This window comes from Vibrio sp. 10N.261.55.A7, assembly GCF_002877365.1.
Taxonomy (GTDB): domain Bacteria; phylum Pseudomonadota; class Gammaproteobacteria; order Enterobacterales; family Vibrionaceae; genus Vibrio.
On the sequence record NZ_MCWZ01000278.1, the window covers coordinates 1 to 12,890 of the forward strand.

A 12,890-nucleotide genomic window follows, 5' to 3' on the forward strand; every position below is an offset into this window, starting at 1 on the left:
ATAAAAGCGGCTTTCCCCGGAAAGTCGCGATGAACCTAAAAAAAGCCCAGAACAAAAAGGTTCTGGGCTGATACAAACATAGGAGTCAATAAAATGAAAAAGCAGCTTGAATTGTAGTCGCAGTATAAAATCAAGTTTGACGGCCAGAAAAACTCTTTAAATCCCTGCTTTCTACACTTATTGAGACTCGCCTTTTTCGAAACAGTTCCATAAAACGCCAATAAAAAATGCTCTTTTTTTAATTTCTATTATTTTCAAGTAATTACCCAAACACCCTGCAATCTGGTCAGACCAATATCGATAAATGTGATGTTAATGGCTTGTTAACCTTGTAATCGAACGGTATATTTCAAACAGATGTTTAATACGAGTGATTGAAATGGCAGCCAAGAGCGATACCAAAAATAAAATTCTAGATGTGGCTGAAGTGCTTTTTTCTGAGCAAGGCTTTAATGATACCTCATTAAGAACGATTACCAGTAAAGCGGGGGTTAACCTTGCGTCTGTAAATTATCACTTTGGTGATAAGAAAACGCTCGTAAGAGCTGTGCTCGATCGATACTTAGAAGCGTTTATGCCCGCTCTACAGGATTCGCTTGAGTCGCTTAATACGCGTGAAGAATACGCCGTTGCGGATGTGTTTGAATCTTTGCGTCAGCCATTGCGTTCGTTAAATAGCGTAAGACCCGATGGCACCAGCCGATTTATGTTGTTGATAGGACGCGGTTATACCGATGTACAAGGCCACTTGCGCTGGTTTATTACTACTCGCTATCAGGAAGTGTTGTCTCTTTTTACTCAATCGGTATTGAAAGCCAACCCCAATTTAAACCAAGAGACCCTATTTTGGCGTCTTCATTTTACGCTAGGAACGTGCGTTTTCACCATGGCTTCTAGCCAAGCGTTAGCGGAAATTGCAGAAAATGATTTTGGAAGTAAGGTCGACGCGAAAGCCGTGGTCGACATGCTCATACCGTATTTATCAGCTGGCGTCGCAGCAGATTAAACAAGATGTGGCCGACTGACTAAACTAAAGATAGATAAAACATAATAAATATAAAAACACACTTACACGTGAACAAAAGGATCTGAATATGTGCTCTCTAAGAAGAAAATGGGTAAGTGACCCAGCGTTCAAATTTTTCAAAAAAGTTCTGCCACCGCTATCTGACACAGAAAAAGAAGCGATGGAAGCAGGCAGTGTTTGGTGGGACGGGGAGCTATTTTCTGGAAAGCCAGATTTTACTAAGCTTCATCAGTATCCAGCACCAAGCCTGACGAATGAAGAGCAAGCGTTCATGGACAATGAACTTGAAACGCTGATGTCCATGCTCGATGACTACCAAATTGTGAAGAAAGACCGCGATTTACCAAAAGAAGTGTGGGATTTCCTACGTAAAGAGCGATTCTTCTCGCTCATTATCTCTAAGCAATATGGTGGCCGAGAGTTTTCTGCTTTAGCTAACTCAACGATTGTTTCTCGCATTGCGACACGCAGTATTAGCGCAGCGGTGACTGTCATGGTTCCTAACTCGTTGGGGCCAGGTGAGCTTATCTCTCACTATGGCACTCAAGATCAAAAGGACTACTGGTTGCCTCGCCTTGCCGACGGGACCGACATTCCTTGTTTCGCATTAACAGGCCCGGAAGCAGGCTCAGATGCAGGCGGAATTCCAGACCAAGGGACGGTTTGTTACGGCATGCATGAAGGCAAAGAAGTGCTGGGCATACGTCTGAACTGGAACAAGCGTTACATTACCTTAGCGCCAGTTTCTACTGTTCTTGGTTTGGCTTTTAAGCTTAACGACCCTGAAGGGCTACTGGGTGACAAAAAAGAACTGGGTATTACCTGTGCGCTCATTCCTACTTCACATGAAGGAGTCGAAGTGGGTGAACGTCATGACCCGATTGGGTTGGCGTTCATGAATGGCCCAACACGAGGAAATGATGTCTTTATTCCGATTGAGTGGCTAATTGGCGGCTCTGAATATGCGGGTAAAGGCTGGAGGATGCTGGTGGAGTGTCTATCAGCAGGGCGCGGTATTTCTTTGCCAGCACTCGGCACAGCGCTAGGTCATCTCACATCTCGTACAACAGGTGCTTACGCTTATGTTCGTAAACAGTTTGGTATGTCTATCGGTAAGTTTGAAGGTGTAGCAGAAGCACTTGGGCGCATTGGTGGATTAACGTATTTGCTGGAAGCGACGAGAACCTTAACAACCACTTCTTTGGATATGAAAGAAAAGCCAGGCATAGTCACTGCGATCGCTAAGTATCACATGACTGAAATGGCTCGTACCATTCTCAATGATTCGATGGATATTCACTCTGGTCGTGCGATTCAAGAAGGCCCGATGAACTATCTGACGTCGGCTTATCTTGGTGTGCCAGTGGCCATTACGGTAGAGGGTGCCAACATTCTCACTCGTAACTTGATGATCTTTGGGCAAGGCGCAACACGTTGTCACCCATACGTTCTAAAAGAAATGGAAGCTGCGGCGAATCCAGATGAAAAAGAAGGCGCGAAAGAGTTCGATAAGTTGTTGTTCAAACACATTAGCCACGCGACGAAGAACACGCTTGGTGCGTTTGGTGCTGGACTAACAGGCTCTCGCTTTATAAAAGCGGATATGAGTGGCCCTACTCAGGTTTACTATAAAGATCTCACTCGCCTTAGCCGAGCATTAGCGGTGAGTGCCGACTTTGCAATGCTGACGCTGGGTGGTGATTTAAAACGCAAAGAGATGATCTCTGCTCGACTTGGTGATGGCTTGAGTTATCTTTACATGGCGTCAGCGGTATTGAAAAAATACGAGGATGAAGGTCGCCAGCAACAAGATTTGGATTATGTTCACTATGCGATTCAGCACTGTTTCCACAAAGGTGCGAATGCTTTAGAAGAAGCGTACCGAAACTTCCCTCAAAAAATGGTGGGTCGCTTACTGAAGTTACTTGTGTTCCCTATTGGTAATCGCTTTGAGAAACCGAGTGATGATCTGGCGGTGAAACTGGCTGAAAGTGTGATGACCCCTGGAGCGTGTAGAGATAGATTGACTCATCTTTGTTATGTTGGCGAAAGTGAAGACGATAGCGTAGGTTTGATGGAGAAAGCGTTCTTGGCTATGTATGGCATTAAGAGCCTTGAGCGTAAGCTGAATAAAGCCGTCAAAGCGGGAACAGTCGTACGAAAAGCGCCACTGGCAGAGAAGCTGGCTCAAGCATTGGCCGCTGATGTGTTAACGCAAGATGAGGTCGATGAAATCGTCGCTGCCGATAAGCTTCGTTATAAAGCCATTCAAGTTGATGATTTTAGTCATGACTACAGTGAGGTAAGAACTCATAAAAACAATAAGCCGAAGCTCACCACAGCGGCATAGGTTTAAGACAGTACACTAGATTTTAAGGCTCCTTCGGGAGCCTTTTTGATCCGTGTAATACCGAGGATAGTCAATGAAAGAGTACTATCTTCGCTAGTCGTGAATAAGATTAACAAGAGACCATCGCATTTCTAACTTCGGTGGATTTAGAAATTTAGAGCAATAATAAGGCTTAAAGACATCCAACCACTGAGTGAATCTCTCTGTTTTGACAGAAATAAGATGCGATTTAGTCTTGAACCTTTTATCCTATCGGGGATTTTTTAAGGAAGCTGAATATGATCATCAAACCTCGAATTCGTGGATTTATCTGTACCACAACACACCCTGTGGGCTGTGAAGCTAATGTAAAAGAACAAATTGCCTACACTAAAGCACAAGGTCCAATTAAAAATGCACCAAAACGTGTATTGGTGGTTGGTTCTTCAAGTGGTTACGGTTTATCTTCTCGTGTTGCTGCAGCATTTGGCGGTGGCGCTTCTACTATCGGTGTTTTCTTCGAAAAAGAAGGGACTGAGAAAAAGCCAGGCACAGCAGGTTTCTACAACTCAGTAGCGTTTGAAAAGCTCGCTCGTGAAGAAGGTCTTTACGCGAAAAGCCTGAATGGCGATGCTTTCTCAAATGAAGCCAAACAAAAAACAATTGATTTGATTAAAGAAGATTTAGGTCAAATCGATATGGTGGTTTACTCTCTGGCATCTCCAGTTCGTAAATTACCTGACACAGGCGAACTTATTCGCTCTTCACTGAAGCCTATCGGTGAGACGTACACAGCGACGGCTGTTGATACAAACAAAGATCAAATCATTGAAGCGTCTGTCGAGCCTGCGACTGAAGAAGAAATCAAAGACACTGTGACTGTAATGGGCGGTGAAGATTGGGAACTTTGGATGAACGCACTGTCTGATGCTGGTGTTCTCGCTGACGGTTGTAAGACGGTAGCATACAGCTACATTGGTACAGAGCTAACATGGCCAATCTACTGGGATGGCGCATTAGGCAAAGCGAAGATGGATCTTGATCGCGCAGCGACAGAGCTGAACGCTAAGCTTTCAGCAACGGGCGGCAGTGCAAATGTTGCTGTTCTTAAGTCTGTTGTTACTCAAGCGAGCTCTGCCATTCCTGTTATGCCTCTATACATCGCGATGGTCTTCAAGAAGATGCGTGAAGAAGGTGTGCATGAAGGTTGTATGGAGCAAATCTATCGTATGTTCAGCCAGCGTCTATATAAAGAAGATGGCAGCGCGCCGGAAGTGGATGACAAAAACCGTCTACGTCTAGATGACTGGGAACTTCGTGAAGATATTCAAAAACACTGTCGTGAGCTTTGGCCTCAAGTTACAACAGAGAACCTTAAAGAGCTAACAGATTATGTTGAATATAAAGAAGAGTTCTTAAAACTGTTCGGCTTTGGTGTTGAAGGCGTTGATTATGACGCGGATGTTAACCCAGCGGTTGAATCAGACATCACTGCTATCTAATTTCTCGTGTAGACGAAGTTAGAATAAAAGGCGCTCATTGAGCGCCTTTTTTGTTTTTTTTTGGAGTGAGGTTTTTCTACTTTATATGGGCGTGAACATCTTCAGCCATAGCCCATCAACTTAGGATTATCATCACTGTACCTGCAAGGGTCATCAAGATATTGGCGATGGCATAGGTGCCTGCATAACCCAGTGCAGGGATGGTTGATTTGGCATAATCATTAACGATGTCCATAGCCGGTGCACAGGTTCTAGCGCCAATAATCGCGCCAAACAGCAGCGCTCGGTTCATTTTAAGTACGTATGCGCCAACAAGGTAAGCGATAACAACGGGTACAACACTGACGACAAATGCAAAGCCTATGATCTGAGGCCCGACTTGCGTCAGGTGTTCAAATATTTTACCCCCTGCGCTTAAACCGATCCCGACCATGAATATCATTAGCCCGAGATCTTTAACCATGTTTAAAGCCCCTTGCGGAACATAGCCGAAAGTAGGGTGGTTGGCTCTAAGGAATCCAAGCGTAATGCCTGATAATAGGAGCCCCACAGCGTTACCAAGGCCAAATGACACTTGGCCAAATGTCATGGTGATCAAGCCAAACATAAGCCCAAGAATAAAGAAGCTGCAGAAAGCGAGCAGATCGGCAATTTGACTGTGTATCGATATAAACCCGATCTTTTCAGCAAGGCCAAGAACTCGACTCTTTTCGCCGCTCACTTGAAGAACATCACCCTTTGCAAGGACGATATCCAAGTCCATTGGCATTTCAATCTGTGCGCGAACAACGCGGTTTAAGAAACAGCCAAACTCGGAGAGGTTAAGCTCAGAGAGCCTTTTCCCGACCATGCTGTCACTTTTCACGACAATCTCTTCTTCAACGATACGGAGATCGAGTAAGTTACGATCAAACACCTCTTTACCGTTTCTAAAGCTAGGGTCAAGGCGAGCGTGACTATCAGGGAAACCCACTAAGGCAATCTCATCCCCTTCTTGTAAAATGGCATCGCCATCTGGGTGGGCGAGAATGCCATTTCTGCGAATTCTCTCGATATAACACCCCGTTTGACGGTAAATGCCTAACTCGCGGAGGTTTTTTCCATCAGTCCAATCAATAAGCTCTGGACCAACACGGTAGGCTCGTATAATTGGAAGATATACTTTTCGCTGCCCTGAAGTACCAAGGCCACGTTCTTTTGCGATTTGCTGAGCCGAGTCGGAGAGGTTCTGCTTCTGCAACTTAGGGAGCAGCTTAGCGAATGTGATCATACTGATGAGGCCCACAAGATAAGCCATGGCGTAACCGACAGATAGATTCTCCATCACTAGCGATAAATCCATATTACGAGGAATTGTCGCAAGCCCAGTATTAATGGCATCTTGAGCGCCAACTAAGACTGGCGTCGCAGTAAGAGCCCCTGCCATCATCCCTGCCGATAGACCGTAGTCGAGGCCAAAGTAATGCGTGGCAAAGTGTGTAATTGCTAGCGCTGTGGTGAGAACAACCAAACTTAAAATAAAGTAGTGTTTTCCATCCCGGAAGAAAATCCCGAAAAAGTTAGGGCCGGCTTCTATGCCAACACAGTAGATGAATAGCATGAAACCAATGGCTAACGCCTCTGGATTAAATGAAAACCCTAAGTGTCCCATGATCAATGAAGCGATTAGAACACCAATAGAGTTGCCTAATTGGAGGCTTCCAAATCGGATTTTTCCAAAAGCGAGACCAGTTGCGAGTGCAACGAAGATGAGTAAGATTGGGTTTTGCTCGAGTAGTTGTATTACGTCTATATTCACGGTTGGCTCTTGTTGCCAGGGTAGAAAGGTTTGAGTGGGGGATTGTAGCGGATTCGTCTTAAAATATAAGTGAGATTTTTTATATTTTGCAATTAGTTCACATAAGGCAAATAAACAAAACCTGCCGTCATGGGCAGGTTAAGTATTCAATCATTAGAACCGTTTTATTAATCAAAAAGGCCTAGATTTTCTTTCGCGTAGATTTCGAATTCATCACATCCGCCGATATGGTCTTGGTCGACAAAAATTTGAGGAACAGTTTCTACTGGCTTACCCACTGTTTTCTCTAAATCGGCTTTGCTAATACCCTCAGCGTGGATATCCACATAGCGATAATTGAAATCGTCACGTTTTGCTTTCAGTGTTTCCGCGTGCTCTTTAGCACGAACACAATATGGACAAGCTGGGCGACCAAAAATAACCACGAACATAATCTTTTCTCCTTAATTCTGATGCTGCAACTATGCCCCAATCTTTTATGGAAATAAAGAAGCAATTGCCTCTCACTCCAATAGGTTATACCTATCAAACTTTCGACCTCGATCTTCGTGTTTATTATTTGTTCTCATCAACGTGATATGCCGCAAAAATATCGGACATTCAAACAGAGAATTGCAGCAAGTTGCACTGGGTCAAACTAATTCTCATGGGATAGGTGCAAGCTAAAATGAGTTCAAAATACAGAGAGGTGCAGTATGTTCCAATTCATGACATCTCAACATTTCACCAACCCCCGTAAATCCTAGCTTTACAATACATTTCAAGTAGTTAATAAAACCAACGAAAACGAAGAACAATGGATAACACCGAGAAAAGCTGACGAACGTCGCCACTTTGTCGCCATTTAAAGGGTGAGGTTTGCGATTGGGTTGAGCCTAACAACAGACTCCAGATGGTTAGGAGAGAAGTGCGCGTAAACCATAGTTTGTTCAATCTTCGAATGGCCTAACGCTTCTTTTAAATCGAGGATGTTGCCACCATTTCGCATGAAATTGGTCGCGAAAGTATGGCGAAGAACATGTGTTGCTTGGCCATTGGGTAAATCGGGTAGGGCACGCACTAGCCACTTGTGGGCAATTTTATAATTACAGGTGAATAAACGGCCTGACTTCTGCGGGTTAATGTCGTCATACAGGGTTTGGGATATTGGCAACGTTCGGTTGCGTTTACCCTTGGTGTTCACATACGTCACCTTGTTATCGAATACATGCTCACCTTTAAGCAAAATAGCCTCATTGATTCGTGCACCAGTCGCTAGGCAAATCATAAACACAATTCTCAGGTCATCGGCATAGTCACTGGCTTTAATCACATCAAACAGCTTGATGATTTGGCCTTGTCTTAAAAAGGTCAGCTCTGATTCAGGGGTTTTAATGTTTTTGATGCCATCCAGTGGGTTAGGTTGTTGCCATTCTTTAAACTCAATTAACTTATTGAAGACCGCTTTCAAGCACGTCATATCACGATTGTTAGAACTTATGGCAATCTCTTTTTGCGGATTCTTACCTTGTTGAAAGGTTCGGTTGGCTCGGTAATGGGCTAGCTGCTTAGGTGTGATTTGAGAAGCGAGCGGGTCACCCAATGCCGTGACTATGTGTTGCATTCGGCCTTTTGTATGTTCACCCGATTTTAAGTTCTTACCGTGCAGCACGAACCACAAATCGACAATCTCACTTAACCGCCTATGATCGGCTTTTTCACCAAGCCAAGGCTTGTCATCGATTTCTTTTAAAACAAACTTTTCATAGGCCGTCGCTTCGCCCTTGGTAGCAAACCGCTTACGAACGCGCTTACCACTTCGGCCTTGTGGGTAGCACTCACAAAGCCATGGTTTCTTGGTACCGTCTTTAAGGTTGCGAATCGACATAAACACTCAACTTATACTGGTTATAAAAACAGTGTAAGTTGAGTGAAAACTACGAGCAATGTTTGAAGTTGTGTTTTGGGAACAGAACAGGAAAAGAAAAGCAGCCATATGATAAGACCTGACTCTTATGTTTCTCTCTTACTTATTATGCGTTTCTATATGTGAGCAAATCTTTTCACACATATCGTTTAATTTATCCGTTAATTCCCAATCTATATCTGTAGTCATAATGTCAATAGCAGTTTCGCAAAATCTAACCTTGTCTTTAATGCTTCCGTTATCAGCCTCATAGAACTTTCTCTTGGCAGTGCCTTTCCCTTCAGCATCTTTTTTTATTTTCATATACAGCTCTAGAATTTTACCAATACCACTGTCTTTCTGTTCAAAATTTGCGTTCGCAAGGATGTTTGGAAAAATGATTTGGTAGTCGTTTTTATCGCTATTAAATGTTTCCCATCGTTTTTCCGCAGTCTTTACTATGATTTCTTTAGGGATATAGTTCTCTATCTCTTTCCAGTCCAACAAATAGAAGTTCGATTCTAGAGCTTTTTCTAGTTTTTTTACTCTGTTTCCTGAAGTTCTGATGTCTCCGTCAGCAATTAACAGTATGTTTTGGCTTAGTTTTTTTGCTGGAGTTTGAGTGGAGCCTGCATCTACATCGTCATCGTCATTAAATGCCCAGTGGGTAATATTACTGCCCTGATATTCCGTGAAGATATAGTGCAAATTTTCTTGATATCTTTTGAGCTTGTCCGCTCTAGGTTTATCTGTTAATTCAAGTTCTTGGATGAATTTGGCAAGGTAAGTTCGTAAATACAGCTTATCCGTTACGCCTTCAACCCAAATCGAACAGTTGGCGGTAAGCACTGATGAAGCGCGCACACCTAATGATTGAAGAATCGACATGTTTGCTTCTGAACTTTCTACAACGGTGACTTCTTTTCCGTCGTTGACTTCTTGATGAACTCGTTGAAGAGAAACATCATCGAATTCTTGAGCCATATCGATAAAGTGATTCGAATGCGTGGTCATGAAATACATGTGTTGAGGACGAAGGCGAAAGGCTTCAATAATAGCTCTTTGTAGGCCGGCATGAACATTTTGCTCAGGCTCTTCTATAAAGAACATGGTTGGCTCTTCATTCAAGAATGCTTGTACAGTCAGCATGATGACAGTTTGCAAGCCATCTCCTAGATCGTAAATCGGTCGTTCAGCTTTATCACCTATCTTCATATACACAACGTTATTGTCAGAATTTGTTTCTGGGTCTGAGTCTGAACTTAGGCGTGGTACTAATGCAATTTCTTCGTTCTCAAAGAACTGCTGAGATAAAAATGTCTCGTAGTCTCGAACACTTTGTCTTAGTTGGTGATTTCCAAGTAATGCCCGTGTTAAATCACGGTATAAGCTATGCCCTGTAAAAATGGAAATCTCATCATCTGGATTCGCTCCAGTGTTTGCTTTAGACATCATATTAGTGACATTAAAGTAATCAGAGCGAGTTCTATTTAAGTAAACGTCAGTATCAGAAAGAGTACGTAAGCCTCGCAGCAGTGGAATGTAGGTCTTTCGAAATGACCTATCACTATACTGGCATAGAAAGTCAAACAACGGGTTTTCTAACGTATGAAAAAGTGCTGCAACAAATTCTTTGGAGTACTTGGTTCTAAGAGGGGCATTGACGTGAGTAGAGTTTTGATTTGCCAAACTCTCGGCTAAATGATGAATATGACTGTAATTTGTTTCACTAGTGTGATTGGTGTATATGTCTTGTCGAATTTTTGATGCTAAGCGAGAGCTAAAACCATTATTTACTAGGTTACTCTTTAGAAGATGGTCTAGTTGATCGTCAAGAAGGCTATCTATGGCATCCCAAACAGAAAAAGTATCGGAATCTATAGAGTTCAAATTCGATGTGAAAATCAATCTCAATAATCTACTTTTACCAGAATTATTTGGCCCAATAAAAAGGTTTATTGGCCGAAGGTTTTCCAATTGCCAATTCCAATCTATATCCTCTGAAACACCAGGACGAGTATAGCTTATGTTTGATTTGAATCCTTCGTTAGAGAAGTTAGGGATTCTAATTTTATTAATTAACTGGCTGTAGTTTTGTAGATCGTCTGACATGATTAAAAAGCCGCTTTAAACTTGTGAAAAGGATTAATATTAGAAAGAACCGCTAAAATGCTTTATGTAGAACTCTCACCCAACAAAACACCCTCAACCCACTCATCAAAGTGCTTCTTCTTGTGGCCTTCAGTGTCGAGCATGGTGTCAATGTTCTGAACGAAGAACGTTTTAGTGACACCGTTCTCTTTCGTCGCAATCAGGTTTCTGTATGTGCCATTTACTTCCAAGCGGGTAGGGTAAACGGTTAAGCGTTCACGGCCTTCATCTCGGTAAGTGAAAGTGGTAGCAGGGCATTTCCCTTCCCACAGCACGGTCGAAATGTTTGAAACTGACCGTTTGGGTAAAACACTGAAAAGGTTTACTGAAAGTACCGAATGACACCAGTCCGAGAAACCATACTGCCCACCATTAAAGGTGATGTTGTCCATCTTGCCAACGTTGAAATGGCGGTCTTCTTGCTTGTCATAACAGAAGCCCTTTATGTAGAACATGCCTTCGTCATTCATTAACACTTCGCTTACCGCAACCTTTCTTTCGATTTTGTCACCGTCAGAATCGGGGTATTCAAAGGCTAGGTCGTGGGCGTCACCTGTCCAAACTGAGGTGAGGTTTTCAGCCCAGTTGTTTACATGTTTTGCTTTCTGGTCATTCTCAAAATGGGGGAGGTTGTAGCGTTTGCACAGCGCTTCTTGCTTCTCTTTCGACAAGTTACCTTCATTCACGAGTTCTCGCCAATACTTAGGGTCAACCAATCGCTCACGAAACTTCTTTTGTTGAATCTTGTACAAAATGTACAGCAGTAGAATGCTGAGTAATCCGAATAGCTCCATGTGGTTTTCCTTCGATTAACTTAACTAAGCAGCACCTCTGAAGAAGTGCTGCTGCTATTATTTCACTGACTGGCTTTTACTATTGGCTTGTTTCAATACTGTGTCGAACACCTTGCTATAGCTATTTTGTACGTTATCGACTGACGTACTATCAACGAAGTGGTCTGCACCATGGAAGTAGTGTTTTGAAAGCTCTTTCTTACTGATGTTTCTTTCGTTTTTATCGAACTCAGCAAAGTAACCATCGATGGTGGCAAGTTGAATGCCTTTTTGTCGGTATCTTCTTTCATCGGTTCTGTGCCTTGCTGACTCTCTAAGTAAGTAAAATGCAGGTGTAATACCAACGATGAGGAAGAATGAACGCAGTAGTATCAGGGTATATTGCGGTATCCCTTCAGCATCTACTAGCTTGTCATAATCAAAAGTCCCTAAAAATAACAAGATAGAAATAAAGAGCCAAACCACACCATATGACCTTAAGTCATCAGCCGTTTTTTTCTCTTCCTTCGCATGCGCTAGGGAAGAGTCGGCTAATGCGTCGGATGAAACAAAGTTAAGTGTGTTTCTCAAGGCATCATTTAGAACAACAAATTCATTAATGTGTTCTGAAACTTTGTTAGATAAGCCTTCTACTTCTGAACGGATGTTCTTTAGTACTTCAGTTTCTTTTTTCTCGATATGAGTAGTTGCACTGATAACAGCACTACCTACTTCTTGGTCTAGTCTTGAGAGTGACTTATCGGTAATTTCTTGCTGTAATTGATTGCTATGTCTATTGAGAGAACGAGTTAATTCGGAACTCATTTTCTTGAATTCAGTATTGGATTCACTGAGCTTATTGGCGACCTCATTGCTTAGGTCATCCAGAAGCTTTCTTTGAGATCGTTTGGCCTCTACTCGTAGTTTTTCTGCGTTTGATTCCAAATTGTCTAGTATTGTTTTGCTTTTATCTGTGACTTCTTTTTGCCTTACTTCCAGTTGTTTGAGCAGACCAGAAGTTCTATTTTTTTTACTGTTAACATTGCGATCATAAAAATCATAGAAAAGAGATATTAGCTCTCTAAATGATTTTAAGGATTGTCCAAACATCTCTAAAAGATCGTTTTCTAGTTCGATGAAAGCGGCGTTTTGGTCTATTAACTGTTCCACTTCAGATATATTGAATTCGTATTGTTCCCGTTCCGAAGTATGAGATAACTGTACTCTTTTTGCACCTAGTATCAGGGATGTGGCACGGCTAATAATTTCATCTAGTGGAAATAAATCAACATCAACGTCATTAATCTTGAACTGACGTTTTTTTATAGTAGTCAGCTCAATCTGACAGATTTCAATCAAATGTCGGACTCGCCCGATTGTGTCCGGACTCATGTTAAATGTAACTTCAGGCATCAGTTATTACCT

At 42.5% G+C, this 12,890-nt stretch carries 9 protein-coding genes; 3 read left to right on the forward strand and 6 right to left on the reverse strand.

What is annotated here, in order from left to right; translation table 11 throughout:
• Window positions 1-379 precede the first annotated feature (379 nt).
• The 3 genes from BCU12_RS12860 (at window position 380) to fabV (ending at window position 4,858) form a co-directional block, all read left to right on the forward strand.
• Window positions 380-1,006, forward strand: a complete 627-nt coding sequence (locus tag BCU12_RS12860) for a TetR/AcrR family transcriptional regulator (RefSeq protein WP_102404650.1) — start codon at window positions 380-382, stop codon at window positions 1,004-1,006.
• A gap of 88 nt (window positions 1,007-1,094) precedes the next feature.
• Window positions 1,095-3,377 carry an acyl-CoA dehydrogenase gene (locus BCU12_RS12865; RefSeq protein WP_102404651.1) on the forward strand — a complete coding sequence of 761 codons (2,283 nt, stop codon included), beginning with the start codon at window positions 1,095-1,097 and terminating at the stop codon, window positions 3,375-3,377.
• 278 nt (window positions 3,378-3,655) lie between these two features.
• Complete coding sequence (gene fabV / locus BCU12_RS12870; RefSeq protein ID WP_102404652.1) at window positions 3,656-4,858, forward strand: enoyl-ACP reductase FabV; 1,203 nt, start codon at window positions 3,656-3,658, stop codon at window positions 4,856-4,858.
• Window positions 4,859-4,973: 115 nt separating this feature from the next.
• Here the strand turns inward: fabV and BCU12_RS12875 are convergent, their stop codons facing one another.
• The 6 genes from BCU12_RS12875 to BCU12_RS12900 all read right to left on the reverse strand — a co-directional run bounded on the left by BCU12_RS12875 (window position 4,974) and on the right by BCU12_RS12900 (window position 12,878).
• Window positions 4,974-6,656: an aspartate:alanine antiporter gene (locus BCU12_RS12875; protein ID WP_102404653.1), complete on the reverse strand. Its 1,683-nt coding sequence runs from the start codon at window positions 6,654-6,656 to the stop codon at window positions 4,974-4,976.
• A 167-nt stretch (window positions 6,657-6,823) separates the two neighbouring features.
• Window positions 6,824-7,087, reverse strand: a complete 264-nt coding sequence (locus tag BCU12_RS12880; RefSeq protein ID WP_102404654.1) for a GrxA family glutaredoxin — start codon at window positions 7,085-7,087, stop codon at window positions 6,824-6,826.
• A gap of 413 nt (window positions 7,088-7,500) precedes the next feature.
• Window positions 7,501-8,523: a tyrosine-type recombinase/integrase gene (locus BCU12_RS12885; RefSeq protein ID WP_102404655.1), complete on the reverse strand. Its 1,023-nt coding sequence runs from the start codon at window positions 8,521-8,523 to the stop codon at window positions 7,501-7,503.
• A 138-nt stretch (window positions 8,524-8,661) separates the two neighbouring features.
• Window positions 8,662-10,653: an AAA family ATPase gene (locus BCU12_RS12890; protein WP_102404656.1), complete on the reverse strand. Its 1,992-nt coding sequence runs from the start codon at window positions 10,651-10,653 to the stop codon at window positions 8,662-8,664.
• 62 nt (window positions 10,654-10,715) lie between these two features.
• On the reverse strand, window positions 10,716-11,486 hold the full coding sequence (locus BCU12_RS23620; protein ID WP_241909827.1) for a hypothetical protein: 771 nt from the start codon (window positions 11,484-11,486) through the stop codon (window positions 10,716-10,718).
• Between the two features lie 57 nt (window positions 11,487-11,543).
• Window positions 11,544-12,878: a hypothetical protein gene (locus BCU12_RS12900; protein ID WP_102404657.1), complete on the reverse strand. Its 1,335-nt coding sequence runs from the start codon at window positions 12,876-12,878 to the stop codon at window positions 11,544-11,546.
• Window positions 12,879-12,890: the final 12 nt, after the last annotated feature.

Excerpts from the sequence above, each read along its gene's own strand:
- BCU12_RS12860 (WP_102404650.1), top strand. The coding sequence starts at position 380 with ATGGCAGCCAAGAGCGATACCAAAAATAAAATTCTAGATGTGGCTGAA.
- BCU12_RS12865 (WP_102404651.1), top strand. The coding sequence starts at position 1,095 with ATGTGCTCTCTAAGAAGAAAATGGGTAAGTGACCCAGCGTTCAAATTT.
- fabV (WP_102404652.1), top strand. The coding sequence starts at position 3,656 with ATGATCATCAAACCTCGAATTCGTGGATTTATCTGTACCACAACACAC.
- BCU12_RS12880 (WP_102404654.1), bottom strand. The coding sequence starts at position 7,087 with ATGTTCGTGGTTATTTTTGGTCGCCCAGCTTGTCCATATTGTGTTCGT.
- BCU12_RS12885 (WP_102404655.1), bottom strand. The coding sequence starts at position 8,523 with ATGTCGATTCGCAACCTTAAAGACGGTACCAAGAAACCATGGCTTTGT.
- BCU12_RS12890 (WP_102404656.1), bottom strand. The coding sequence starts at position 10,653 with ATGTCAGACGATCTACAAAACTACAGCCAGTTAATTAATAAAATTAGA.
- BCU12_RS23620 (WP_241909827.1), bottom strand. The coding sequence starts at position 11,486 with ATGGAGCTATTCGGATTACTCAGCATTCTACTGCTGTACATTTTGTAC.
- BCU12_RS12900 (WP_102404657.1), bottom strand. The coding sequence starts at position 12,878 with ATGCCTGAAGTTACATTTAACATGAGTCCGGACACAATCGGGCGAGTC.